The 26,318-nt window shown below is 46.0% G+C and carries 21 protein-coding genes and 4 pseudogenes; 16 read left to right on the top strand and 9 right to left on the bottom strand.

Annotated features, from left to right (window positions below; translation table 11 throughout):
• The 8 genes and pseudogenes from JCM14374_RS04845 to JCM14374_RS04880 all read left to right on the top strand — a co-directional run bounded on the left by JCM14374_RS04845 (position 1) and on the right by JCM14374_RS04880 (position 9,731).
• Complete coding sequence (locus JCM14374_RS04845) at positions 1-240, top strand: hypothetical protein (RefSeq protein ID WP_054694202.1); 240 nt, start codon at positions 1-3, stop codon at positions 238-240.
• Entirely contained in the window at positions 198-932 is a 735-nt protein-coding gene (locus JCM14374_RS04850; RefSeq protein ID WP_083453868.1) for a CdaR family protein, read from the top strand. Before JCM14374_RS04845 ends, JCM14374_RS04850 begins: the two co-directional genes overlap by 43 nt.
• Complete coding sequence (locus tag JCM14374_RS04855; RefSeq protein WP_054694207.1) at positions 929-2,476, top strand: NAD(P)/FAD-dependent oxidoreductase; 1,548 nt, start codon at positions 929-931, stop codon at positions 2,474-2,476. The genes JCM14374_RS04850 and JCM14374_RS04855 overlap by 4 nt, the downstream gene beginning before the upstream one ends.
• A gap of 227 nt (positions 2,477-2,703) precedes the next feature.
• The gene (glmM, locus tag JCM14374_RS04860) at positions 2,704-4,059 is read left to right on the top strand and encodes a phosphoglucosamine mutase (RefSeq protein ID WP_054694210.1); all 1,356 of its coding nucleotides are present in this window, start codon (positions 2,704-2,706) and stop codon (positions 4,057-4,059) included.
• A 492-nt stretch (positions 4,060-4,551) separates the two neighbouring features.
• Positions 4,552-6,369, top strand: coding sequence for a glutamine--fructose-6-phosphate transaminase (isomerizing) (gene glmS / locus JCM14374_RS04865; RefSeq protein WP_054694213.1), 1,818 nt, complete (start codon positions 4,552-4,554; stop codon positions 6,367-6,369).
• Between the two features lie 412 nt (positions 6,370-6,781).
• Positions 6,782-7,924 carry a TRAP transporter substrate-binding protein gene (locus JCM14374_RS04870; protein ID WP_242848826.1) on the top strand — a complete coding sequence of 381 codons (1,143 nt, stop codon included), beginning with the start codon at positions 6,782-6,784 and terminating at the stop codon, positions 7,922-7,924.
• A gap of 18 nt (positions 7,925-7,942) precedes the next feature.
• Positions 7,943-8,431 carry a TRAP transporter small permease gene (locus JCM14374_RS04875; protein WP_083453870.1) on the top strand — a complete coding sequence of 163 codons (489 nt, stop codon included), beginning with the start codon at positions 7,943-7,945 and terminating at the stop codon, positions 8,429-8,431.
• Positions 8,428-9,731 (top strand): annotated as a pseudogene (locus JCM14374_RS04880) (TRAP transporter large permease). The gene JCM14374_RS04875 and the pseudogene JCM14374_RS04880 overlap by 4 nt, the downstream one beginning before the upstream one ends.
• A gap of 371 nt (positions 9,732-10,102) precedes the next feature.
• Here JCM14374_RS04880 and JCM14374_RS16055 read toward each other — a convergent pair.
• A pseudogene (locus tag JCM14374_RS16055) lies at positions 10,103-10,456 on the bottom strand (response regulator); the annotation flags it as partial.
• Positions 10,457-10,712: 256 nt separating this feature from the next.
• On the opposite strand from JCM14374_RS16055, the gene JCM14374_RS04890 reads away from it, so the two are divergent.
• Positions 10,713-11,549 carry an arginase family protein gene (locus JCM14374_RS04890; RefSeq protein WP_054694216.1) on the top strand — a complete coding sequence of 279 codons (837 nt, stop codon included), beginning with the start codon at positions 10,713-10,715 and terminating at the stop codon, positions 11,547-11,549.
• Here JCM14374_RS04890 and JCM14374_RS14020 read toward each other — a convergent pair.
• The 3 genes and pseudogenes from JCM14374_RS14020 to JCM14374_RS14030 all read right to left on the bottom strand — a co-directional run bounded on the left by JCM14374_RS14020 (position 11,532) and on the right by JCM14374_RS14030 (position 12,684).
• Positions 11,532-11,849 carry a S1C family serine protease gene (locus JCM14374_RS14020; protein WP_439646063.1) on the bottom strand — a complete coding sequence of 106 codons (318 nt, stop codon included), beginning with the start codon at positions 11,847-11,849 and terminating at the stop codon, positions 11,532-11,534. The two genes, JCM14374_RS04890 and JCM14374_RS14020, sit on opposite strands and share 18 nt — an antisense overlap.
• Before the next feature lie 75 nt (positions 11,850-11,924).
• Positions 11,925-12,394 (bottom strand): annotated as a pseudogene (locus tag JCM14374_RS14025) (S1C family serine protease); the annotation flags it as partial.
• Positions 12,283-12,684, bottom strand: coding sequence for a hypothetical protein (locus JCM14374_RS14030; protein ID WP_207641590.1), 402 nt, complete (start codon positions 12,682-12,684; stop codon positions 12,283-12,285). The gene JCM14374_RS14030 and the pseudogene JCM14374_RS14025, both read right to left, overlap by 112 nt.
• 276 nt (positions 12,685-12,960) lie before the next feature.
• Between JCM14374_RS14030 and JCM14374_RS04900 the strand changes: the two genes are divergently transcribed.
• The 3 genes from JCM14374_RS04900 to JCM14374_RS04910 all read left to right on the top strand — a co-directional run bounded on the left by JCM14374_RS04900 (position 12,961) and on the right by JCM14374_RS04910 (position 15,891).
• Positions 12,961-13,356 (top strand): hypothetical protein, encoded by a 396-nt coding sequence (locus JCM14374_RS04900; RefSeq protein ID WP_054694219.1) that lies wholly within the window; start codon positions 12,961-12,963, stop codon positions 13,354-13,356.
• 307 nt (positions 13,357-13,663) lie between these two features.
• The gene (locus JCM14374_RS04905; RefSeq protein WP_054694224.1) at positions 13,664-14,752 is read left to right on the top strand and encodes a PAS domain-containing protein; all 1,089 of its coding nucleotides are present in this window, start codon (positions 13,664-13,666) and stop codon (positions 14,750-14,752) included.
• A 5-nt stretch (positions 14,753-14,757) separates the two neighbouring features.
• Positions 14,758-15,891, top strand: coding sequence for a PAS domain S-box protein (locus JCM14374_RS04910; protein ID WP_083453872.1), 1,134 nt, complete (start codon positions 14,758-14,760; stop codon positions 15,889-15,891).
• Positions 15,892-15,917: 26 nt separating this feature from the next.
• On the opposite strand, the gene JCM14374_RS04915 is transcribed toward JCM14374_RS04910, so the two are convergent.
• Entirely contained in the window at positions 15,918-16,868 is a 951-nt protein-coding gene (locus JCM14374_RS04915) for a ketopantoate reductase family protein (RefSeq protein WP_054694227.1), read from the bottom strand.
• 189 nt (positions 16,869-17,057) lie between these two features.
• On the opposite strand from JCM14374_RS04915, the gene JCM14374_RS04920 reads away from it, so the two are divergent.
• Both JCM14374_RS04920 and JCM14374_RS04925 read left to right on the top strand, forming a co-directional pair.
• Entirely contained in the window at positions 17,058-18,377 is a 1,320-nt protein-coding gene (locus tag JCM14374_RS04920; RefSeq protein WP_054694230.1) for a CCA tRNA nucleotidyltransferase, read from the top strand.
• 255 nt (positions 18,378-18,632) lie between these two features.
• Positions 18,633-19,694, top strand: coding sequence for a glycosyltransferase (locus JCM14374_RS04925; RefSeq protein WP_054694232.1), 1,062 nt, complete (start codon positions 18,633-18,635; stop codon positions 19,692-19,694).
• Positions 19,695-19,777: 83 nt separating this feature from the next.
• On the opposite strand, the gene JCM14374_RS04930 is transcribed toward JCM14374_RS04925, so the two are convergent.
• The 4 genes and pseudogenes from JCM14374_RS04930 to JCM14374_RS04940 all read right to left on the bottom strand — a co-directional run bounded on the left by JCM14374_RS04930 (position 19,778) and on the right by JCM14374_RS04940 (position 23,860).
• On the bottom strand, positions 19,778-20,662 hold the full coding sequence (locus JCM14374_RS04930; RefSeq protein ID WP_054694237.1) for a DNRLRE domain-containing protein: 885 nt from the start codon (positions 20,660-20,662) through the stop codon (positions 19,778-19,780).
• Positions 20,663-20,775: 113 nt separating this feature from the next.
• A pseudogene (locus JCM14374_RS15660) lies at positions 20,776-20,889 on the bottom strand (ABC transporter permease); the annotation flags it as partial.
• A 62-nt stretch (positions 20,890-20,951) separates the two neighbouring features.
• Positions 20,952-22,181 carry a DUF3999 family protein gene (locus JCM14374_RS04935; RefSeq protein ID WP_054694241.1) on the bottom strand — a complete coding sequence of 410 codons (1,230 nt, stop codon included), beginning with the start codon at positions 22,179-22,181 and terminating at the stop codon, positions 20,952-20,954.
• Positions 22,178-23,860, bottom strand: coding sequence for a DUF2339 domain-containing protein (locus tag JCM14374_RS04940; protein WP_054694244.1), 1,683 nt, complete (start codon positions 23,858-23,860; stop codon positions 22,178-22,180). The genes JCM14374_RS04935 and JCM14374_RS04940 overlap by 4 nt, the downstream gene beginning before the upstream one ends.
• A 333-nt stretch (positions 23,861-24,193) precedes the next feature.
• On the opposite strand from JCM14374_RS04940, the gene JCM14374_RS04945 reads away from it, so the two are divergent.
• Both JCM14374_RS04945 and JCM14374_RS15665 read left to right on the top strand, forming a co-directional pair.
• The gene (locus JCM14374_RS04945; RefSeq protein ID WP_054694246.1) at positions 24,194-26,266 is read left to right on the top strand and encodes an Ig-like domain-containing protein; all 2,073 of its coding nucleotides are present in this window, start codon (positions 24,194-24,196) and stop codon (positions 26,264-26,266) included.
• The gene (locus JCM14374_RS15665) at positions 26,257-26,313 is read left to right on the top strand and encodes a hypothetical protein (RefSeq protein WP_369397302.1); all 57 of its coding nucleotides are present in this window, start codon (positions 26,257-26,259) and stop codon (positions 26,311-26,313) included. Before JCM14374_RS04945 ends, JCM14374_RS15665 begins: the two co-directional genes overlap by 10 nt.
• Positions 26,314-26,318 lie beyond the last annotated feature (5 nt).

Below are 26,318 nucleotides of genomic sequence, written 5' to 3' on the forward strand. Positions count from 1 at the left end.
TTGTCTGTAAATGTAAGTTTAAAAAGAAACAGCGGGCTTAAAATAATATCGGTCATACTAGCCTTATTGCTATGGTTTTATATTGGTTATCAGGAACAGGGCAAGGTTGGGAGCGATTACGCGCAGGTAAAACTGCGTTATCTTAACCTGGGTGAGGGCCTAAGCGCTGCCGGGCCTGAAAATGTATCTCTGAGAATATGGGGAGCGTTTCGAGAACGCCCCAGGCCGCAGCTTATATAGATCTAGCCGGGCTTGACGAAGGGGAATACAGCCTGCCGGTGCGGGTGAAAGCTGCAGAGGGGGCTATGTTTACCCGTGTAGAACCGGACCAGGTTAAAGTTGTCCTCAGCCGGAAAAATAACCGCAGCTTAAAGATAGAACCCCAGGTTTTGCAGTCCCCGTCACCTGCTTACCGGGTGCTTAATCTTACACCGGTACCCGAAAACTGCCTGGTTAGCGGTGAACAAAGCCAGGTAACCAGGGCAGCGCGCGTTGTATGCTGGCTGCAGCTTGCCGGGCTTACTCAGAGCAAGGCGATGGAAGTGCCCCTCAGAGCACTGGATAAAAACGGCCAGCCCATTGAGCAGGGAATCAGGTTGCTTCCCGCCCGGGCCAGCGTATATGTTGTAATAGGTGAAAATCTGGAACATAAAGTCGTGAATGTTAAAGCCCTTACCCGGGGAAATCCAGAATATGGCTATGAAATGTCAGGCCTGCGTTTGCAGCCGGATAAAATTGAGCTGTTAGGCACAAAAGATCAGCTGGCCGGTATTGAGGAAATAACCACTCAAGAAATTGATCTTACCGGTAAAAAGCAATCATTTGTACAGGAAGTTGAGATACAAAATCCCGATTCAATAAAGGTTTTTCCTTCAAAGTTATTAATAGAAGTAATAATCGAAAAAAGTGTTGAGGCAGGTTCGAAATCATGATATTTCGTTTGAGCGATTTAAGGATGGGCCTTGATTATCATCGGGAAGACCTGTATATCGCTGCGGCCAAGAAATTAAAAATAAAAAAATCCGATATTAAAGAGCTAAAGCTGGTCAGGCAGGCAGTGGATGCGCGGCGCAATCAGGTTGAGTTTACCTGTACGATTAATGTGGAACTTAACCAAGGGGTGGCGCTGCCCGTAGAAATCCTGGATATGCGCGGGCTGGCTGCCTGGCAAACTCCTGTGCCGCAGCCATTGGCGCACGGTACGGTTTCCCTGCAATATCCCCCCCTGGTAGTTGGTTCAGGACCAGCCGGGCTTTTCTGTGCTCTGGCCCTGGCCAGGGAAGGCTTTAAACCGGTTATAATTGAGCGCGGACCTGATATGGACCGAAGGGTGGCCGCGGTTGAAAAATTTTGGAAACAGGGAATACTTGACCCTCAAGCCAACGCCCAGTTCGGTGAAGGCGGCGCCGGGACATTTTCTGACGGCAAACTTACCACTCGTATTGATGACCAGCGTGTGACCAGCGTATTACAGACTTTCGTAGATTATGGCGCCAGCGAGGAGATACTTTATTTAAAAAAACCCCATGTAGGTACTGAGATCATTCGCCAGGTGGTTAAAAAAATCAGGGGGGAGATACTCGACCGGGGCGGAGAAATTTATTTTGATGCTTGTCTTACAGATATAAATATTAACCAGGGGTGTATAAAAAGCATAATAATAAATAGCAGCCTGGAGATTCCCGTTTCAGTATTAGTCCTGGCGGTTGGCAACAGTGCGCGTGATATCTATCGTCTGCTGGAACATAAAGGGGTGAAAATAGTACCCAAACCATTTGCGGTAGGGATAAGAGTGGAACACCCCCAGAGGTACGTTGATAAAACGCAATATGGAAAATTTGCCGGTCATCCCAGGTTAGGACCGGCTGATTATCATATAACTTACCAGGACCGTGAAACCGGGCGTTCTATGTATACGTTCTGCATGTGCCCGGGGGGATATGTAATAGCGGCAGCTTCAGAGCCTCTGCAGGTGGTTACCAATGGCATGAGTTATCAGGCGCGTGATTCCGGCATTGCCAACAGCGCACTCCTGGTAAGTGTAAAACCGGGAGATTGGAATTATACTCCCCTGGGCGGATTAGATTTCCAGGAGCATCTGGAAAGAAAAGCTTTTCGAATAGGCGGCGGAAATTATTATGCTCCATCACAAAGGATGACTGATTTCCTGCAAAAAAAACAGGGGGAGTCCCTGGAGGGTTCTCTGGCTACCTATAAACCCGGGGTGAGTTCCTGCAACCTGTGGGATTTGCTGCCCACACCGATTTGCCAGGTCCTGGCCCGCGGAATAGCTGCCTGGAACAGAAAGATGCCTGGTTTCATACATGAAGAAGCGGTATTGACAGCGGTGGAAACCCGCAGTTCAGCCCCCTTGCGGATTGAACGCGGTCAGGATATGTGTTCTGTCAGTGCTGTTAATCTTTATCCTGCGGAGAAGGGTCAGGTTATGCGGGAGGGATTGTCAGTTCGGCCGTAGATGGTTTGAAGGTGGCGGAGAAGATAATTACTGGCTATGCTTGTTCTGCACAAGGTTTGCCCTTAAACCGCGGCGGAGTTACCAATGCACGGCATCTAAGCATGAATGACACTATGATTGTAAAATATTAAGATTTACCTGTATATGTTTAGTTGTTACAATACTGCCTAGTTAATAAAATATTCACTGCAGCGAGAAAAGAGAATCTCTTTTGAGGAGGAGAAAAAGTGGGGAGTCTTTTTGGAACCGATGGGGTTAGGGGAATAGCCAACGAAGAACTTACTGCTGAAATGGCTTTTGATCTCGGCCGGGCTGGCAGCTATGTTCTCGCCCGTCAAACTGGCGGAAGCAGACCGAGGATTCTGGTGGGAAAAGATACGCGCATATCAGGAGACATGCTGGAAGCAGCTTTGGTTGCGGGTATATGTTCAACGGGCGCTGACGCTTTGACTGCAGGTATCATACCTACACCTGCAGTCGCTTACCTGACGCAAAAATATGAGGCCTCGTGCGGAATAGTAATATCTGCTTCCCATAACCCGGTTGAGGATAATGGCATTAAATTTTTTGGCCCCAATGGTTTTAAGCTTCCGGACGAGATAGAAAATGACATTGAAAGATTGGTGCTGTGCGGAACTTCCGCTCTGCCTCGTCCTCGGGGAGCGGATGTCGGCAGGGTTTATGAGGTAAAAGAAGCGGAGAATAAATATCTGCAGTACCTGTGTTCCTGCTATGAATTAAGTGAACAACTGCATGATATCAGTCTGGTGGTTGATTGCGCCAACGGGGCGGCTTATAGTACAGGTCCGGAACTCTGGCGCCGACTGGGTGCAAGAGTCATTGCCATTCATGATAATCCCAATGGCATTAATATAAATGAACGCTGCGGCTCAACCCATACTGAGGGTCTGCGCCGTGCGGTACTTGAAAACAAGGCAGATTTGGGAATAGCTTATGATGGCGATGCTGATCGCTGTATTGTTGTTGATGAACTGGGCAATGAACTTGACGGTGATTATATTATGCTGCTCTGCGCTCTGGATAAACAAAGACAGGGAAAACTAAATCCTTCTATGCTGGTAGCGACCGTAATGAGCAATATAGGGCTGGATATTGCCCTGCGCCGGGAAAATATCAGGGTGGAAAACTGTAAAGTCGGAGATCGCTATGTGCTGGAAAAAATGCAGGAGACCGGCGCGTTACTGGGAGGAGAACAATCCGGGCATATAATATTTAGAGACTATGCTACAACCGGTGACGGCTTATTAACCTCGCTTAAATTAGCCGAAGTGGTGAAACGCAACGGCATGAAGCTTTCCGAGTTAGCCCGAGAAATGGAAAAGCTGCCCCAGATATTGGTTAATATTCGCCTGGAAAATAAGGATGAAATATTGTCGCATGATCTGGTGAGGGCGGCAATGGAAGAAGCCAGAACCCGCCTGGGCGAATATGGCAAACTGGTGGTAAGACCTTCGGGGACTGAGCCTCTGGTAAGAATTATGGCCCAGGGGCCGGATCAGTATCTGCTGGAGGAGGTGATTGGCGGAATAAAGAAAGCGATTACCAAGGTAATGGGAGCATGAAAAAACCAGGTTTTCAAAAAATATACCCAAAGGCGGTGATGCTAAATAAAAATTATAATGAAAGCGCCTGATCCGGCAGGTCTTGACCTGCCGGGTGACGAGGAGGGGGTTTATCGAACTTTCGGCGGGTGCCCCCCGGTGTTACCACCATCGACAGCATGGCTACAAACCCCGGCAGCAATGCCGGAGACAAAAGGCCCTGCAGTGGTATAGGATAACGATTCAACCCAGATTTTCACAGATTATTGATAGATTGACACAGACATCCCTGACTCTTTCCGGGTCATCATTAGAACGTAAAAACTGCTTGGTATCTGTCCGAAGCGGTAGGGTTTTCAGGGCAGATAAGTTAATAAAAGTTTTATTTTATAAAACTTATTTAAACTGATCTTAAGGCATACTGACGATTTGCAAGCAGAGATTAAATCAGCTGTGTCCATCAGTGCGCATCTGGGTTCATCTGTGGCTATATCTATTCTTGGAGGTTTATTTATGTGTGGAATTATGGGATATATCGGCAGAGGTGATGCTGTGCCGGTAATTATAGACGGCTTGAGCAAATTGGAATACCGGGGCTATGATTCAGCGGGAATTGCTATGTATCAGGACGGCAATCTGGAAATTGTTAAGAAAAAGGGACGTCTGGCTGATTTAGTGACTGCATTGGGCCTGACGGATAAGACTGGTTTAGCGATCGGGCATACACGCTGGGCAACCCATGGTGTACCCAGTGACAACAACGCACATCCCCATGCTGATTGTACCGGCAGAATTGCGGTAGTGCATAATGGCATCATTGAAAACTATGCGACCCTGCGGAAAGATTTGATACTGGAAGGACACGATTTTCTATCTGAAACTGATACCGAAGTCCTGGCGCATTTGATTGAGAAGTATTATACGGATTCGCTGGAGGAAGCTGTGAGACGCGCTTTAAGCTGCGTACATGGTTCTTTTGCCATGGCGGTTATCAGCAAAGATGAACCTGAACGTATTATTGCCGCGAAAAAAGACAGCCCTTTAATAATCGGACTCGGCCAGGGAGAAAACTATGTAGCTTCAGATATTCCTGCTATTTTGGGGCGTACTTCCCGGGTATACATCATGGAAGACAATGAATTTGTGGTTCTGACCTCTGACTCGGCAGAAATTACAGATATTAACGGCCAGCCTATTGAAAAAGAGGTTTTTGAAGTCACCTGGGATCCGGTTTCCGCGGAAAAGGGCGGCTTTGATCACTTTATGTTAAAAGAGATATATGAGCAGCCCGAAGCTATTCGCAAGACATTGGCCGGGCGTATACAGGGGGGCAGAGTTGATTTTTCCGCCCTGGAATTTGATGAAGTTTTTGAAAAAGCGGAGAAGATTTTTATCGTGGCTTGCGGTACAGCTTATCATGCCGGGTTGGTAGGGCGTCTGGCGCTTGAAAAACTGGCCCGCGTACCGGTGGAAACGGATATTGCTTCCGAATTCAGGTATCGGGATGTGCTCTGGAAGCCGCGGGATCTGGTAATCGTTATCAGCCAGTCGGGTGAAACCGCAGACACTTTGGCCGCACTGCGCGAAGCTAAACGCCATGGCATTAAAGTTTTAGCGATTACCAATGTTGTAGGAAGTGCAGTAGCGCGTGAAGCGGACCGGGTTATTTATACCCATGCCGGACCGGAAATAGCGGTAGCTTCCACCAAGGCATATATTACACAATTAGTGGTAATGTATCTCCTGGCTTTATATGTCGCCGACCTGCGCCATACCTATGAAGATAAGAAATTAACGGGACTGGCCAGCGAACTCTTATATATGGACACTATGGTGGAACAGGTTTTAAAAGAACACAATAAAGTAAAAAAACTGGCTGAAAAGTATAAAGGCGTACAGAGTACCTTCTTCCTGGGACGGGGTTTGGATTACGCTGTGGCTATGGAAGGAGCCTTGAAACTCAAAGAAATATCATATGTGCATGCTGAAGCCTATGCGGCGGGTGAATTGAAACACGGCCCCCTGGCTTTGATTGATAAGGGTGTGCCGGTGTTAACCTTAATCAGCCAGGATAAGCTGGTGGAGAAATCCATGTCCAATATAAAGGAAGTTAAAGCCCGCGGTGCCGTGGTGGTGGCCATATGCAAGGAAAACCTGCAGGAGGAATGCCAGGAATGTGACGAGCAAATTCTGCTGCCGCGCGTTAATCCTATCCTGGCTCCCCTGGTATCGGTAGTGCCGCTGCAGCTTTTTGCATATTACATGGCGGTGCTTCGCGGCGCTGACGTAGATAAACCCCGCAACCTGGCCAAAAGCGTTACAGTCGAGTAGGAGTTTTAAAACCGCTGCTGAACACAGATATATTGTTTTAGCTGTACTCATTGCCTAATTGGTTGTTTTAATCAGTGGTTGCGGCCTGCAGTCCTGGGAGGCAGCAAATAAACAGGAGGAACAAACTCAAAGCAGAGATTTGTTCCTCCTGTTTTGTACCTGGCACCATCCATGCCCGATAATCTTTTGCAATCGGCAGGATTTTGTAATTATATGTAGAATAAAAAATTTAAGTATGTCTTCAGGCATGGTTGGCCTGGATGCAACACGGTAGGGAAAAAACTTTGCAGGATGGCAGGTTGAAGGTCCGGAAAGCACAAAGGGTAGCAAGGCCAGTACGGTAGGAAGAACAATGCTGTATTGTTTATTTGATATAGCGTTATCTTCGATTACTCCTGCGGGAGTTTTTTTCTTGCCCAAAACAGAAGAAGGAGAAAGGGAAGTGAAAGGTTTGAAGGTAGGACGGATTTTTAAGGGGAAGGCAAATGTGGGAAGAAAAGCGATTGGCATTTTGTTGGTGGTGATGATGCTGAGCCTGGCGGGCTGCGCCCAGAAACAAGCTGCTAAGAACGAGCCTGCTGCTAAAAACGAACCAGTAAAAACGGTGGAATTAAAACTGGCCCACTTTTTCCCGGCGACTCACCCGGTGGAAACCCAGCTTGTACAGCCCTGGGCTAAGGCAATTGAGCAGGCTACCAAAGGCCAGGTAAAAATCACCAGTTATCCGATGGAGTCCCTGCTCAAAGCAACGGAAATCTATGGCGGGGTCAAGAATGGAATAGCCGATATAGGCATCTCTTGTTTCTCCTATACCAGGGGAAGCTTCCCGTTAAGCGAAGTTTTTGAACTGCCAGGTATTACTTATAATAATTCCAAGGTAGCCAGCCGCGTGGCCTGGGATGGAATCCGGGAATTGAATCCCCAGGAAGTACAGGATACACATTTGTTGATGGTCTTAACTACCGGCCCGGGAGACCTCTACACCAAAACCCCGGTGAATAAACTACAGGATATTAAGGGTATGGCGATACGCGCCACCGGATTGAGCGCCGAAACCCTGAAAACCCTGGGAGCAAACCCTGTGGCTATGCCGCAATCAGAAGCCTATGACGCTTTGTCCAAGGGATTGGTAAAGGGCAATTTGGGTCCCATTGAGGTACTGCAGGGTTGGAAACAGGCCGAAGTAACCAAATACATTACCAAAACCCCATTTTTGTACAATACTCTATTCTTTGTCACTATGAATAAGGATAAGTGGAATGAATTAAGCCCTGAAACCCAGCAGGCCATTGATAAATTAAACGAGAAATTCTTTGCCGATGTGGCTATGGGGTTGTGGGATAAACAGAACCAGAGCGCTCTGGACGGAGCTATAAAAGAAAATAAGATGGAAACCATTCAGCTCAGCCAGGATGAAGCTAAACGCTGGGTCGAGCTGGTTACACCCATTCAAGCTGATTATGTGAACAGAATGAAAAAACAGGGCCTTGATGGGCAAAAAGCACTGGATCTGACCAAGTCCCTGGCGGATAAATATAACCGGCAATATAAGTAGGAAGCTCTGGAGGCAGCAGTGAACGAGCAATTCAAAGGGTATATCGAGGCCATAAGCCGCGCGATGGACAGGTTTGCCGGGTTTTGTCTGGTTGCGATTATGGCTGTAGTAGTTCTGAACATTTTATTACGGGTGATATTTAACCGCCCTTTGCTGGGCACGGTTGATTATGTGAGTTTGTTAACCGCAGTATGTATAGCAGTGGGCTTGGCCCACTGCGCCCTGCAAAACGGGCAGATAGCCATCGAGTTTGTGTATCAGAAATTATCTCCTCAGATCCAGGGTCTAATTGGAACCGTTATTAATGCAGCGGCCTTGCTTTTTTGGGGAGCGGCAGCCTGGTTTATCGTAGATTATGCCCGAACTACAGCCAAAAGCGGTATGGTGGCTTCAACCACCCCCATACCGCTGGCTCCGTTTATCTATATGGTGGCCCTCGGATTTGCAGCCCTTGGTCTGGTGCTGATAATAAAAACCGCAGAATCAATAAGGAAGGTATTGCCATGACCCCTGTAGCCGCTGGCTTAATTGGAATATTCTTGTTTTTTGCCTTGATAATACTGGGCATGCCTATCGCATATGGTATGGCCATGGTAGGTTTTGCAGGTTTTGCTTATCTTACCTCATTTCCCACCGCTATGAACATGGTGGCTCGTGACTTATTCGGAACATTTTCCTCATACAGCCTGAGCGTAATAGCTATGTTTGTATGGATGGGATTTCTGGCTTACTATTCAGGCATCGGTTCGAGACTGTATATATTCGCTTACCGCCTGATCGGGCACTGGCCGGGGGGGCTGGCCATAGCGACTCAGACGGCCTGTGCTGTTTTCGGAGCCATCTGCGGTTCCAATACGGCTACAGCTGCTACCATGGGGGCCATTGCCCTGCCGGAAATGAAAAAATACAAATATGATGATTCCATCGCCACAGCCAGTGTGGCCGCGGGCGGGGTCCTGGGGGTATTAATTCCTCCCAGCGTAATCTTTATTGTATACGGTATGGCTACCGAACAATCTATAGGCAAGCTGTTTATTGCCGGTATTCTCCCCGGCATTCTGCTGATGTTTTTATACCAGCTGACAATAATTTTCTTAACCTGGAGGAACCCGCAATTAGGTCCGCCAGGACCGAAAACCAGCTGGCAGGAGAGGGTTGAAGCCTTAAACGGGGGACTATGGGAAGTCTTAATCGTTTTCCTCATTTCTATGGGGGGGCTTTTTGCGGGTTTCTTTACCCCTACCGAAGCAGGCGCAGTGGGAGCTTTCGGGGTTCTATTGGCCGCATTGCTGGGAAAACAGATTACCTGGGAAGGATTTAAAAAATCCTTGTTAGACTCTACCCGTACCACAGTAATGATAATGCTCATGGTGGCGGGCGCCATGGTATTCGGACGCTTTATGGCCATAAGCCGACTACCCTATGAGCTGGCTAGCTGGACCGCGGGCATGAACCTTCCATCGTGGGAAGTAATGGCGGTCATTATTTTTATTTATTTAATTCTGGGGTGTTTTATTGATGCCCTGGCTCTGGTTTTGCTGACCATTCCCATTTTTTATCCCATCGCCGTAGGAACCTGGGGTATGACCCTATATGGTTCGGGGTAATTATCGTTCTGGTAGTGGCAATGGGAGTGATAACCCCACCGGTGGGCATGAATGTTTATATAATAAAGGGCGTCGCCCCCGAGGTGCCTTTAGAGACTATTTTTAAAGGCATCTGGCCTTTCTTGTTTGCTATTGTGGTTTGTGTGGCTATTCTTATGGTATTCCCGCAAATTGCCACCATCTTGCCGTCGCTGCTTTAATTGCAGTCTATGCCTTTTTCACTTATTATTTTTACGATTTTGGCATCTTCGGCTCGGGCCATAACCAGCCCTCCGGCCTGCCTGACCCGGTTCATTATATCCAGCAGGTTACTGATGACCGTAAATTCATGAATTTGTGTAGAACCGAAATCGAAAACCATTCGCAGCGGTTTTACATAAAGGAAGGCCTGGATGGTTTGACCAAGTGATGGGACATGGCTGTTGGTAAAATTCTGGTTGATATAAATAATGAAAGTACCGTTGCGATTCTCTATATCAAATGGTTCCTTGTTGGTCGGATTGCTGATAGCTGCCGGGGCAGAGGCCTTGGGGGAAGCGGCGGCTTTCTGCTGGTTTTGACCAAATTTTTTCAACACCGTATCTACAGCCGCCAGGACCTTTTCCGGAGAAAATGGTTTTATAATATAATGACGGGCTCCGCTTTCTACTGCGGCCATAACCATATTCTTCTGATCGATAGCGCTTATCATGATTATGAGGGCATTGGGGAAATCGGCCAGGATCCTTTTAACTGCGGTGACACCATCCATAACCGGCATGGTAATATCCATCGTGACAATATCCGGTTGATGCAGTTCATATTCCCGGCAGGCCTGCAGCCCATTTTCCGATTCAGATACGATGGTATGTCCGGCCTTGGTTAAAATAGTGCGCAGATTTCTTCTGGCTATAGCCGAATCATCGACGATCATAATCCTGGCCATCTTTTCCCTCCAAATTTATAATATTAGCTGTATATCTTAAACCATTTGGTTACTCAGGTTCCATTTGAAATATAATGAACGAAAATCTGTAATAATCAACGGTTATATCTGTGGCTGTTTAATTATCGCAAACAGCGAACGTTATAAATCACTATAAGTTTCTATACCGACCAGAAAATATCCTCCTTGACAGTACTATTTTACCAAACCTGTACCATCCTAAAAACCGTTTTGCAAATTGGATCGGAGGTATCATATGAAAGCGGCTGTTTATTACCATCCGGATTTTGCGGATCATGGTTACACAACCCTGAGACACCGGGTGAAACCTGGATTTATTGCCGTTCAACCCTTGATAAAGGCTGGATTAATTGAGCTCAGAGTGCCCCAAATAGATGAAGAAATTGAGTGCCTGCTGGCGCAAACCCATGATCCCTTACTTATAGAACGGGTAAAAGCATCGGGATACCATGAAGTGGCCTTGTTATCCTCTGCCGGAGTGGTTCAGGCTGCTGCTTCTTTAGCCGCCGGGGAAGCGGATTTCGTTTTTTGTTTTGTAGGCAGCGGCGGACATCATGCCGGATACAACTATTGCTGGGGATTTTGTTATTACAATGATGTTGCTATGGCGGTAAATAAACTTAAATCTATGGGAGTCAATCAGATACTTGTCATAGATATCGATCCGCACTCCGGAGATGGGACCAGAGACCTTTTAGCTGCTGATCCTGAAGTGATTCACCTGAATTTTTTTGCTGATGAAGATTATGCTTATGAAGATGCCCGGCGGAATAATTTCGGAATACTTATCGATGGCGCCAATGACCAGGTATTTTTAGAATCTGTTGACAGGTATATGCACCGGGACTGGTCATACCAAATTCTAATCGCCATAGTTGGTCATGATGGACATGGCCAGGACTATGGCGATTTCTACCTAAGTACGGGAGCCTTTAAAGAGTTCGCTCAAAAAATCAGGACTTATGCAGCGGGACGACCGGTGATGTTTGTTCTCTCCGGGGGCTCCAATCCGTTTGTAGCTGAGGAGGTTATCCCCGCCTTAATTACAGGTTATCTAGGGTTTGGCCTGTAAAGTTACTGACACAGTTCCGGTTTTGCCACTGCGCCATATCTGTATTTCCAGCTTCTGACCCACCTTACTGTGTTCAACAATGCTTTGAATATCGGTGCCGGCATTTACCTCCTTGCCGTTAACCTTTTGGATAATATCCCCGGCTTTAATTCCCCCAACGGCTGCCGGGCTGCCCGACATAACCTGCATAATAAGCACTCCCTGTATACTGGCCGGAAGGTTAAGTTTTTGAATAATCTCGTCATTAATATCGGCCATGCTAATACCCATGTAAGGCCTGATAACTTTTTGCCCGTTCATTAATTCCTTCAAAACTTCAGAAGCGGTGTTAATAGGAATAGCAAAACCGATTCCCTGGGCTTCAGCGTTAACGGCGGTGTTAATACCGATGACCTGCCCGGCCATGTTCAGCAGCGGACCGCCGGAATTGCCCGGTTGATAGCGGCATCGGTCTGAATGAGATTTTTATAATTACGATCTTGTATGCTTATGGGGCGGCCTTTGGCGGAAACAACCCCGCTGGTAACGGTGTGATCCAATCCATAAGGCTGGCCTATGGCCACCACCCAGTCGCCTACGCGCATTTTATCCGAATCTCCCAGGGTAAGGGTGGGATAGCCGCTGCCTTCTATTTTTAGCACGGCTAAATCAAGTTCGTAATCCTGCCCCACCAGCCGCGCTGGTATGGCTGATTTTTTACTGGAAAGCTTTACGGTAATTTCTTCCGCATTATTTATAACATGCTGGTTGGTGATGATATAACCATCCTGCGAAATGATAAACCTGTGCCGATTCCGTTTTCGTACTGCTGCTGGGGCGCAATTCTTATTCTGTCTCCAAAAAATTCTCTAAAGAAGGGGTCGTTAAAATAGAAGTCCTGGAAATTTGAATTAACCCGTACTTTAACTTCGATATTTACAACAGCCGGACCCGCTTTTTCTGCAATATCAGCTACACCCATGGCAGGAGTGGATGCGGCTATAGCGGAACTGTTTTGTATGCTGCCGGTTTTCGCTACCGTACCTTCTAAGCCCGATAACAATGGAGTCCCAGTATTTTTGGCAACTACGCTGGCTCCGAGAATAAATCCCAACAATAAAACTATCGACAATGCCAGATACCAGGTTTTTTTCATGAATTAATTACTCCTTTCCGGTGTTTTGACAGGCCCAAGTCCCGGTACACCTCTTTCTATTTAATCTTATAATTATATAACATAAATGAAAAAAAGATAAAAGGTCCTCAAGCTGAAAATTGTTAAGGGTAGTTTTGCATAATTACTGGGGATTTGTTGTAAGGGACTATGCAGAGGATTATAGTCCGCGCTGTTCGGAATAATTCAGGAAGAATAAGCCAGTATAAGCAAGTTATTTACGGTCATGCTAAGCAAAAAAGCATGGAGGGTGAATAAATGGAACTACCCAAGGGAGAACGCAGCATACTGGCTTATTTCCCTTCCAGTACCAAAGCAAGCGCCGCCGCTAAAGAAATAGTAAACGCAGGTTTAGTGCAGGATTCAGATTCCATTCAGGTAGACAGAGTATCTCGTTACAGTCTTAACAATAATAAAGATATTAACGGTCCCATTAACAATGCGCGAACTTTAAGCGGACCAACGTTGTATTCGGCCAGCAGCGGTTCTCAGGGTCCTGACCCGCTGCTGGCGTCCTCTGACTCGGCCAGCGGCATGGCGGATGGCGGAGCAGGTATGGCGGGAGGAAGTCCCTTCCTTTTAACTGTGATAACCAAGGAAGAGAACGTAAGCCAGGCGGTACAGATAATTAAAAATCATGGCGGCAGGGTATAAAAAGCATTATGCAAAGGGACTGTGCCAGAACTTCAAGTTTTGGCACGGTCTCTTTGTTTTTTTATAGGAAAGCATGCTTTTCGTTGATTGGCTGTGGATAAGTCTGCTCGGGACGTGGGCAGGCCCAAACCTTTTACTGCTTCGCCAATCTTTTTAATCGTAAGGATATTTCTTTATAAATTACGAAAAAGGCAAAAAACACCTAATTGTGACAAAAATTTTATCTGCATTGGTTTATTATGACTTAAGAAAGTGAAAAGCGTCAGTGCTGAAAGGAACATGGTCATTGACTAATTATATTGGGAGAATGCCCGAAAATGAAGAGGCTGTGATATTGGACGAATTGGAACGGATGCGGCTTATGGCCAAAGCTGTGGCTAATTCCGCGCATCCATTTCTGATCGGGTTTAAAGATGGTCGTATACTTCTGGTTAACCATGCATTCTGTCAATTAACGGGATTTACCGAGGAAGAGTTGTTAAATATGACCTGGAATCACGATCTTACACCATCAGAATGGCATGAAGTACAGGAAAATACGATTGAAGAAGTCTATCGTACCAAAAAAGCCCTGCATTATGAAAAAGAATACCTTCGCAAGGATGGAACCAGGATACCGGTGGAGGTTTTTATCCATCCATATTTAAATGATATAGGGCAGATTACTTATTACTACGGTTTTGTCACGGATCTGACTTCCAGAAACCAGGCGGTGGAGGAGTTGAGAAAAAGCGAAACCCATCTGCGTGAATTAACTGAAAATATGCGGGACATTTATATGAAGGTTGACAACCGGGGATTTATTGAATACACTAACCCGGCTTTTAAAACGGTTTTGGGCTATGAACCCCGAGATACACTGGGTACATTCTTTATAGATGTAATCCATCCAGATGATGAGGTTAGAGTCAGGAAAGAATTTACTGAATATATGAAAAACCGCCAGCCGGCCAGGATTGATTATCGCTGTCGGCATGCGGATGGTCACTACCTTTATGTGGAGACAGTCGGCAGCTGGTTGATTGACAACGATGAAATCACATCGATTATTTTAATAACCCGGGATATTACAAACAGAAAACTGGCGGAAACGGCCCTGCGGCAATCTGAGGAGAAGTTTTCAAAAATATTCAAATTTAGCCCGGATACGATTGCCATAAGCATTCTGGAAGATGGACGCTATGTTGATGTTAATGATGCCTTTACACAGCTTACCGGTTATGAACGATATGAGGCTATAGGACATACCGCGTTTGAATTGGGAATCTGGGTCGATACCGCAGACAGGGATTATTTCACCAATTTATTAAAGAACCATGCAGTGTCAGCGGGCTGGAACTCAGATTCAGGGTTAAATCCGGAGAGATTATCACGGCCCTTGTTTCCGGGGAAATAATAGAAATGGACGGGCGCCATCACCTGCTGGTAGTTGTGAAAGATATTACTGACCGCAAACGCCTGGATGAAATACTGCGTTTATCCGAGGAACGCTTCTCCAAAGCTTTTAATGCCAGCCCTTTGCTTATGGCTATAATTTCTTTAAACGACGGGCGTATTATTGACGTAAATCAAAGCCTTTGCCGGATTACGGGTTACAGCCGTGAAGAGCTTATAGGTCATAAATCATTGGATTTGGGACTGTGGAAGGAACCAAACGAACCAACCCTTATTAAACAAATCATTGAACATCAGGAATCGTTTCATGATGTAGAGTTAAGTTTTATAACCAAATCAGGACAATTGCTGTTGGGACTATGTTCAGCGGAAAGCATTGATATCGGTGATGAATCGTGTTTGCTCTTCATAATAATGGACATAACCGAACGCAAGAAGATGGCAATGGAAATAACCCGTCTGGATCGCATGAACCTGGTAGGACAGATGGCAGCCAGCATTGGCCACGAAATTAGGAATCCCATGACAACAGTACGCGGTTTCCTGCAGGTTTTAAATGATAAAGAGAAATACGCTGAAGACAGCGAGATCCTTAACCTGATGATTGAGGAAATAGACAGGGCCAACGCGATAATAAAGGAATTTCTATCTTTGGCTAAAGATAAGCTTATCGAACCTAAAATGCAGAATATTAATTCTGTTATATCGAATATGCTGCCCTTATTTCAGGCGGACGCTATGTCGCAGGAAAAGTATATCAGTATTAAATTAGGCAATGTGCCTGATTTGCTGTTGGACGAAAAAGAAATCCGCCAGCTTTTGCTAAATCTGGTTCGCAACGGTCTGGAGGCCATGTCATCAGGCGGAATGCTGACCATAATGACCTTTATGGAAGATGAAAATGTTGTATTATCGGTTCAGGATCAGGGTCATGGCATGAGCAAAGATGTCATAGAAAAACTGGGCACTCCTTTTTTTACGACCAAGGATGATGGAACGGGATTGGGCATGGCGGTATGTTATGGCATAGCCAAGCGGCACGGAGCCGCTATCGCTATAGATACCGGTCCGTCAGGCACCACTTTTAGTATTAAATTTGCTTTAAATGATCGAGGGAAAACCGGCAGTATTAAAAATTAGATAAAGACAAGACCGTGGGTTATACCTTAATCCTGACGTAAGAACATAGTTTCTTTGGCTCTTAATAAAGCGGCAATAACCGCATGTACAGGCGTAGGTACTCCCAGGCGCCGACCGAGTTCAACAATCGCGCCATTCAAGGAGTCTATTTCCGTGCGCCTTCCGCGTTGAATATCCTGCAGCATGGAAGCATGATGCCCGGCTGTAGTTGGTACCATCTGACCATAAAACGCTTCTTTATATTCTGAGGCGTCTTTCCATAATACCGTCTGCTGCATAGCTGACAATACCGCGAACACTTCCTCAATCATATCGTCCATCAGTTGACGGGTGGGGGCCATTTCCGCCAGCTTGCCGTAATTTACTTCCAGTATTGCCCCCAATGGATTCAAAGCCGAATTATATATCACTTTCCCCCAGACATATTGCATGATTTCCCGGGAGGCGCGGGTGGGAATACCCGCAGAGCTGCATATTTCTGCTAAATTCTCCAGGCAGGGCATATCGATCAGTCCTTCGGGGGAACCAATTACCACATCATCAGCAATTACCGTTACTTTTGCCAGGCCGGGGCCTTCAGTTTCCGAACCGAAAATTACCCGGGCCACGATTATTTGCTCACGGGGAATTATGGTTGAAGCCGCTTCATAGTTGCCGTATCCGTTTTGGGCCAGCATCACGAGAGTTTTTCCATGCAGAATCTTTTTGATTTCCTGTACCGCGGCTATAGTATCAAAAGCCTTAACGGTTACTATGGCCAGGTCAAAAGTCTCCTCAGAGAGCAGATGAATATCACTGACTACCTTGTCCAAAGCGGCTTCATGCTCTCCCCATATACCATGGACCTTTACTCCCGTTTTTTGTATCGCGGTGCTTACAGCTTCTATATCCACACCATATACTTGATGGCCTTGATTTTTTAACAGGCAGGAATAAACCGTTCCCAAAGCTCCGAGACCAAAAACCAGTACCTTCATGCTCATTACCACCTTTGCTGTAAATGCCTCCAAGCTTGAAATAGCAAGCGGAGTTATAAGTATTATACATAACTTGGACCCTAAAAGTCAGAACTAATATAACCGGAGGTATAATTTGCCTGCTAGCAATAAAAGTCTGATCTGATGTGGATTCTGCAATACCTATGAGGGTATGATAAGTATGGGCAAATGAAGATAAAGGATGGTTATATGATTCAGGAAATCGCAAGGCAGATAGCTTTACGCGGGGCAAGGGCTTTTTATGCAGGAGGGTTTGTGCGTGACCAGCTCCTGAACGTATCGGATCATGACAGCAAGGATATAGATATAGAGGTATTCCTTCTGGAACCGGGAGTCTTGCGGGATATCTTGTCCAATTTTGGTGAAGTTAAAGAGGTAGGGAAAAGCTATCCGGTTTTTAAAATCAGCGGTTATCCCCACTTCGATTTCACAGTGGCGCCACCCGGCAGCAGCTATGAAAAAGCCGCACTCAGGCGGGACTTTACGGTAAATGCCATGATGATCGACGTAATCAGCGGGGATCTAATCGACCCCTGCCAGGGCGTGAAAGATTTGCACCTTAGAACCATCAGGCATACCCAGCCTCGGGTATTTATTGATGACCCCCTGCGTGTCTATCGTGCGGTCCAACTGGCCGCAAGGCTGAACTTCAGCATCAGCCCGGAAACGCAAAAGCTCATGGCAGAAACCGCATTAACCAATATAGATCCGGAAAGAATCCTTTTGGAAATTGCCAAAATGCTGTTAAGAGCCGAACATCCTTCGATCGGGTTAAGGTATTTGGAACAAACGGGCGTACTGGAACGCAATCATCCGGAGTTATATTGCTTAAAAGCCTGTATTCAGTCTCCAACCCACCACCCTGAAGGTGATGTATGGGAGCATACCTTGTTAGTTGTGGATCAGGCCGCTCGCCTGCGGAAAAAATCAAGGGATCCACAGACTTTAATGTGGGCAGCATTGCTGCATGATATCGGCAAACCAGGTGTAACTCGGCAGGAAGGAGAAAAAGTTACCGCTTACGGACATGATACTCAGGGCGCTGAATTAGCCCGACGGTTTCTGCGGAATCTGCGAGCCAGCCGCAGCCTGACGGACAGGGTGACCGTTCTGGTCCGTGAACACATGCGTCCGGTTTTGCTGTATAAGGAAAGGGAAAAGCTGAGTGATAAGGCTATACGTAAACTGGTAGAGCGGGTAAATGTAGCGGAACTGTTGTTGTTATCCGAAGCTGATTATTGCGGACGTACGCTCAAAAGGGATTATGCTCCGATTAGAACCTGGCTGCTGGAAAGGATCGCCCGGTTAGGACTTGACCCTGAATCGGGTATTAACCCGCTGGTGCAGGGCCGTGATCTTCTGGCTCTGGGTTTTGAACCCGGTCCAGCATTGGGTGATGTTTTGAAAGAAGCTTATGAAATGCAGCTGGAGGGAAAATCAAAAGAGGAGATACTCAAGGACTTGAAAAAACCTTTGGAACAAACGTAAGGCTGGATTTTACCAGCTGAAAGTATTTTATTATCCTGTTTCGTGGAAGAAAAGCAGCTGCCGATGGTTTTCCGGTAATTGTATAGCAGCAAAATGAACACCGGGCGCATATAATGAAGTGTTAATGAATAAATAAACTTTTACATCGACTTCATATAGATTTAGAGATGTAGAGCAAATTGATGAGGAACTTAATGATGCCCTGCTATTGGTGCTTAACGCTTAATAAGTATTAGTAATATGTGAGGTAAAAAAGTGCCTACTATTATATATCCGCCAACCATAGATTTTGCATGGTTATTCCAGCGGCCGCAGCAATTATTGCGAGAAATGGCAGGCCTGGGTTATAAAGTACTGTTTTATAACCATGATCATTATTTCAAACAAAACGAAAATGTTGTAAAGGTGTACCCCAATTTCTGGCTGTGTACGCCAGAAACACCTTGGGAAGAATTGCCGCTCGAATATCCCATAATATTATGGATATCATATCCTCCCAATGTTGAGTTTATTGGCAGATACCAGGAGAAACTGGTGGTTTTTGATGCCATTGATGAAGCGAGCGGAGAATTTGCACACTGGGCTGGAGATTTGGACCGTGCGGCCGCCAAGGCGGATATTATATTTGCGACTGCTCAGAAACTATATGACTATCACAAGAATAAACACCTTAATGTTTACATGTGTCCTAATGGAGCGGATTATAAGCACTTCAGCCCTGCTCAGGGCATAATTAGCCCCAAACCCTTTGATATGCCTGATAATCAAAAACCGGTCATTGGTTACTTTGGCGCTATTGCCCCCTGGATAGACTGGGAACTAATGAATTATATCAGTGAACAGAACCATGATGTGAATTTTGTGATGATAGGACCGCTATATGGCGAATTTAAAGATATTGTTACAGCAGATAACATCTATTATTTGGGCAGGAAAAATTACCTGGAATTGCCGGAATACCTGCAATATTTTGATGTGTGCATAATACCGTTTCAAGTAACTTCCATGACAGAAGCCTGCAATCCCATTAAAATGTATGAATATCAAAGCGCAGGAAAACCAATCGTCTCAACCGACATGCCTGAAGTTAGAAATATCGAGGGATTGTATGTAGGCAGAACCAGAGAAGAGTTCAACCAATACCTCAGAGAAGCTTTAGAGGATAAAGATTTTGTTAAAAAGATGAAAAGGATGAAAATAGCCAAAGCCAACTCATGGCTTAACCGGGCTAAAATAATAGATGCCGTGATCAAGGAAAAGTTAAAAGACTATATCTATATTAAATCAACCCAACGAGGTGTCAGGATTCTTGTTTAGAATAAACTGACGGTGTTCTTTAGCAGAGTAATTAAAAAGGGGACAGGAGAATGTAATCCTTACCTGCCCCCGATCAGTATTGCCTATCCTTCAGTTGTTGTGGCGTATATTGATAAGGTGGTTGGATCGTTCCCGTCACGACATACATAACTGACACGGGCATAAGCTCCCGAATACCCGCTTGTATGAAAAACCACGGTATTGTCTCCCAAATACCCGTTTGCCGGCAGGGGGGTTACAATAAATACCCCGCTGGCTGTCATAAAGGGAGCCCATCCCCATGCAACCCCATCGGGACTGATCTCCAATTCTACAGCGGCATCATAGGTCGAACCGGTATTTACTACTGTAATGGTAGCAGTCCGCGTACCTAACGGGATTGGTTGGGAACCCACCCAATTCGTTGTAGTCACTACGTTTTGCACCGGGTATGTTGTGATTATGCCTTTGACATAATCCACTTCCAGTAAAGGCCAGCAATTGCTGTTGTCATAATATCCGTTTCTGAAACCTGCCAGGGCATTATCGCTTTCCAAACCGGTTACCACGATCCCATTATTAGGAATGCTGCCGGTATACCATCCCTTAACCAGATTTGTTAGATCAAATTCCAAATATGTGTCCAATTCCGAAGAAATAATTAAACTGGCCTCGGGAGAACCAGGGCTTAAAGGCTGGTTGGCATAAGTTACGATATTCTGCGGAACATAACTCAGGGCTTGATAGACATTAATAGTGCGTGAGACAGCAGGCGCATCGTTGCGATATATAAATAACTTGAGTTTAGCATCTGTAATGGTACAGAAAGCGGGAAGGGATTCCAGGTCAAAACGCAGAATGCTTCTGTATATATCGCCACTGCCATCATATTGACCGCAATATAAAGAACTGCTGCCGGAAAAATTCTGATAGTAATAATACTCTGAAATGTAGACATTATCCGTAGGTGTAAATACTGTGGTCGCCATATGTTCACCTCCTTCAACTTTTCGGATCATTGGTATTATATGGCGAAATAAGAAACGTTGTTACCAGCAAAGTGCTTAAATTAGAAATTTATAGTATTACTTATCCGGGCTATCTATTCGTAACGCAAGGCTTCGATGGGGTCCATCTTGGAAGCTTGATTGGCCGGGTATATTCCGAAAAAGAGTCCCACGCCGCTGGAGAAAAGAAAGGCTAGAAGTATACTTGATTCCATAAAACAGGTGAAAGTGACAGGTGACAGGGTGCCAAAAACCCCGTCCCCTCTGTCATTTATGCTTTCATTTTCTTCAAGTTGCGCAATATATAGATGATAAAACCCGCTGCTACCAAAATAATTGCCGCATTAAGCAGCCACCTGTGCTTTTCGCTGAACGGTATTGCCGGGGGAACATAATCTGGATTAATTTTTTCCGGGCCGGGTTTTAACTGCGCCAGATCCTTATTTTCCAGCAAAGCAGCAAATTGGGCCAGATCATATTCAGGCAGCCTGGCTTTGCTGTTGCCGTACCACAGGCGGGCAGGGCCATGCAGATCAGCCAGCAGGACCGGGGTGTCGCCATATACCTTGATATCAGATATCTTCAGCGGCGGGCTGGAACCGTTATATATATCCAGCATAAGATAACGCTGAGCGTACTGCTGCAGTTCTATGCCGGTTTTACTGGCATTATAACCCTGCCATTGATGGTCCCATATACGGTTGGATATGAACATTTGTTTCTGTTCGTTGTCGGTAATTTCTGCGGTTGTAAAACATTCAACATTACGGTCAAAATTCCGGTTTGAAGTTTTAATCTCCACTCTGGTTATAAAATAATTAGGCGCCTTTAAGTCCAGCACTATGTGTGTGTATTTGCGGTCTGAACGCTTGGAAACCAGGCTGGTTTCAATAATCTCTCCCTTATAAATACCGGCGGGAACATAATGGACCATGGCTGAACGAACATGTAAAGCCTTTTCGCCTGGGAACCGCGATATATTTACCCTTATATAACGGGCATCGCTGGTCGTATAGGCGATGGGCTCGCTTTTTTCTTCTTTGTTATAATAAAGGATACTGCCTTTAGTCAGGTAGCCCCAGTTTTGCTTGTCATTACTGCTTTCCAGCCTGACTTCCCGCAGGTAATCTTTCTGTGAATCCAGGACCAGGTTCAGGCGGTTGTGCGCCTGGGGGTTAGCGCCCAAATCCAGTATTACCGATGAATGGTCCGTATAATCTGCCGCATTCAGCAAAGTGACGGGGATGCTGATTTCACCCATACCGGGCTGCAGTATCTGGCAGGGAATTTCATTTCCATTATTGTCGGTGATACGCAGGTCGGCAAAGAAGTCCTGACAATGGTTCATAACCGCTTTATCTAATTTGATGAGGGCAAAACCATTATAGTCTGGGATTTCACGGTAATAATGCCAGGCAGGCCGTACAGCAGCCGCTGCAGCCGCTGTTGCTGATAAGGCCAAAAAGAGCAAAGTTATTAAAGCGGCAATGATTTTTCTCATGACAGAGCCTCCTCATGCATCCGTTTCTGATAGTAAAATGATATTCCCAGCGATATAAGCCCTACGGCCATAAGCACCAGGATTTTATATACAATATCGAGCTGGTGCAGATCATAGAACAGGGTGCGCAGTATAACCACCCCGAAGAGCACCAGGCTGAACAATCTGGTGACCCGGTTGTCGCGCTTTACTCCCATATAAAGCACCAGGCTGCTGACAATGGCCCAGGCCACCGGAATCAGGAAAGCGAAGGACTGGTTGGCCTGGTAGTAATAAATACCATTATCGATATTGAAGTGCAGGAGATAGAACAAGACAGCCACGCAGACAACCGCTATTCCGAGTGTAAGCCAGGTCCTGCCCGGGTAATGTTTTGCACTTAACCGCAATGCCCACAGCCAAGCACCGATTCCCACCGCCAGCAAGAGGGCGGGTTTATTAAGGAAAGGCAGGGGATGGGGGTTCTGGTATATCGTAAAAACAGAAAAACAGGCAAAGAATGTGATAACACAGGCGATAATATAGGCTGCCTTATTTTTCAATATGTCGGAAGCCAGGAGCAGCACGGCGGCCACCGCAAACCAGGCCAGGTGGCTGTACACTTCACTTAACTGCAGGGGAGCGGCCAGAAGGGAGAAAACCATGGCCATAACCAAGAGGCTCTGACGGAAGAAACCGGTACCTTTATTTCCGATAAGCATGATTTTGAAAGTACCGAGATATACAGCCGCCAGGGTCAGGCTCAGCAGGCCATACCATTGGGAATGTTTATCCAGGTTGGCAAAAGAACACATGCTGAAAAAAATTGCGCTGCCCAGCAAGAGCAGGAGGTTGTTTTTACGGCTGCGGTGGTTGTGAATGGCAGCTACGGCTATGAAGAGCAGCAGAAATGCGCCCAGGAAACCTTGTCCCGCCCATATTTTCCACTGCATTTGGAAGGCAACCAGAGTAATAACCGCGGTGCCTATAAAGGCCAGCAGGTCCAGGACCAGCCAGCGCCGGTAATAGGCGAGGAACAATACTCCCAGGTCAAGTATTAGAACATAAGATAAAAGCGGGATAATCCTGCCGCTGTGACTGCCCATTAAGAAGGGTACCAGGAAGCCGCCCACAGCAGCCATAATTGCCGTGCCGGGAGCATTTTGCACCGCTGACAGCACCCCGGCCGTGAGGGCGGTAACAAACATCAGGGCAAAAGCGCCGTAAGGGCTTATCAGGTGATAATAATTAACTGCCGCATAAGAAGAAAGATAAATGATGGCGATGCCCGCGCCGGTTAATCCCTGGGCATAAACCGCATAGGCCTTTTTAAAGTAGAAATGCCCCAGGCCGATTAAAAACACGCCCGCGGTCAATCCCAGCACACAGCGTCCCAACTCGCCGATGATGTGGTTGTCAAAGGACCACTTGAGGAAATAGGCTGCGGCAAAGACCACAATTAGAGCGCCAATACGGTTAAAAAGCTTTCCGCCGATGAAGCTCTCGGTAATAAATGGCTTCCGGGACGATTGTTCTTCAGGAGGTTCTATGTAGAGAGGGCCAGCTTTGGCGCTGCGTAAGGAAACCTTATCCTGTCGGTTATAACCCGATTGGAGTTGTTCTTCCAAAAATGCAACCCGGGTTTTAAGAGATTCCAGTTCAGCACTGAGTTCTTCCAGGTTTTTTTTATCTAAATCCATTAATTCACCGCCTGTTAATATTTACGGCGTTTTGCTTATCTGGATTATATCATAAGACGTACTCGCATCGACCACAGCGGTTAAAAGCAAATAATACGCGGGAAGGATAATAAATACAAACAGCTTGTTAAATTTATTTTATATCGTGTAATTTTTCTCATAATAAATACGTAGTTTACCAAGAAGATTATCTAACAAAGGAGGAATTAGCCAAACAATAATGAACTATGTCTGTAAAGTTAAGTAATGTAATTGTCCGAAGGAAGGTTATATATAAACGCTGTTGATTGGTTGGTATCAGGATATTTTAGCTTGGAAAGGGAGATGAAAAATGTGAAGGGAAAAACGTGTATTAAAATGGCAAAACCTATGATGATAATTGCGGTTCTGGCAGCGGGTATAGCTGTGATGCTGTTATCCGCACAGGTCCAGGCTGCATCACGCTCAGGTTATCCCTATGGTTCCAGCTTGTTGAATTCCGATAGGGTAACTTTGGCTGTATACAGCCCCACTGCTCCTTACATATATAATCAGAATCCTTTGCCTAACGCTACCAATATAAATACGGGGATAGTGATTTCGTTTTATTTCGACCAGGATATGGACCCTGCCACCGTAAATGATAATTATATTTACCTGGTAAAAGATAATGGTGTCCGCGTATCAGCAGGAGTTGTATATTCTAGCAGTAATAAACTGGTTACAATTACGCCAACCTATGCATTGGAAGCGGGAACAGGGTATACGGTGGTAGTGAATTCCAGAAACTACTACTATAATTTGGCCGCATCTCCTTCAAGCTGGTATTTTACTACCATTGGCACAGGCTCTGGTCAAATCTATAGCCGCGACCCGGAAGCCAATGCCACCGGGGTTCCTGTAGACAAGACCATAAAGTTCTATTTTAATAACCGCATGAGTTCAAGCACTATTAGCAACAGCAGCATCTATCTTACTCAAGGGGGAAGCTATGTTTCCGCTGCAGTTACATACGATCAATCCTTTGATCAGGTAACCATTGATCCCACCTATGACCTGGCTGCCAATACTGTTTATACCGTGCATGTAACCAGCGATGTGAGAGATTATTATGGAAACAGCATTACTCCCACTTCCTGGTCATTTACCACCTCATATTACTCCGACACCACGATTAGTGACAGGGATCCCTATTCCGGCGCCAGCGGGGTGGCTCTTAACAAGGTCATCAAATTCCGCTTCAGTAATGCCATGATGTCTTCCACTATAGACAGCGGTACGGTTTATTTAACTAGAAGCGGTTCATCCGTTTCCGCCAGTGTTTCCTATGATTCGTCTACTAGATATGTCACCATCACCCCCAGCCGCGACCTGGACCCCGGAACCGAATATACGGTAAATGTAAGCAGCAATATCAGAAATTATAACGGCACTTATATAAGTTCTGTTTCCTGGAAATTTACTACTACAGGGTCAGCCAGCGCGGGTATCAGTGACAAGGATCCTTATGCCAGTGCCAGCGGGGTAGCAATCAACAAGGTGATTACGTTCCGTTTTGATACGGCCATGTCTGCCGGCACTATTGACAGCAGCACCGTTTACCTGACTCAGGGCGGCTCATCGGTTTCAGCCACAGTATCTTATGATTCATCTTCACGCCGGGTAACTATAACACCGCGCAGCAATTTGCAGCCGGGAACAGTCTATACTGTCAACGTAAGCGGAAATATAAAGGATTATAACGGCTATTATATAACCGGCGCCTCCTGGACATTCACCACCGCCGCAGAAAACCCTTTTAAAATCAGTACCCGTGAACCATTGCCAAGCGCGGTTAATGTTCCGGTTACAGGCGCGATTAAGATTACCTTCAGCAGCGAACCGGCTGCGGAAACCCTTTCTACCAGTAATATTTCCCTGCGGACCACAGCAAATGGCACAGCAGTACCCTGCAGCCTGATATATAATTCCTCCCGTTGCCAGGTGACATTAACCCCTAGTCAGGTTTTAACTCCCGGAACTGAGTATACGGTAGGGATAGAAGGGGTTAAGGACCGTTTCGGCAATATGCTGTCCTCGACAGTATGGACCTTCAAAACCGCGCAGTCCGGGGGAAAAGAAGGACAACCCGCGGTAATTATGGATGGAAAATATATCAGTTTTCCCGATGTGCAGCCCTATATAAAAAATTCACGTACCATGATGCCATTCCGCACCCTTTTTGAACAACTCCTGGGAGCACAGGTAAGCTGGGATGAGAAACAGCAAAAAGTTACCGCAGTTTTGAAAGATAAAACGGTGATCCTGTATATCGGTAAAAAGGGTTATTACAGCAATGGCCAGCAAAAATACCTCGATGCCCCGGCGGAAATTTTAAATGGGCGCACCATGATCCGGTCCGTTTTGCGGCTGAGTCTTTGGGGGTAAAAGTTGATTGGGATAAAGCCACCTATACCGTGGTCTTTTCCCGTTAAGTCGA

This window comes from Syntrophomonas palmitatica JCM 14374, from assembly GCF_001311885.1.
Lineage (GTDB): Bacteria > Bacillota > Syntrophomonadia > Syntrophomonadales > Syntrophomonadaceae > Syntrophomonas_A > Syntrophomonas_A palmitatica.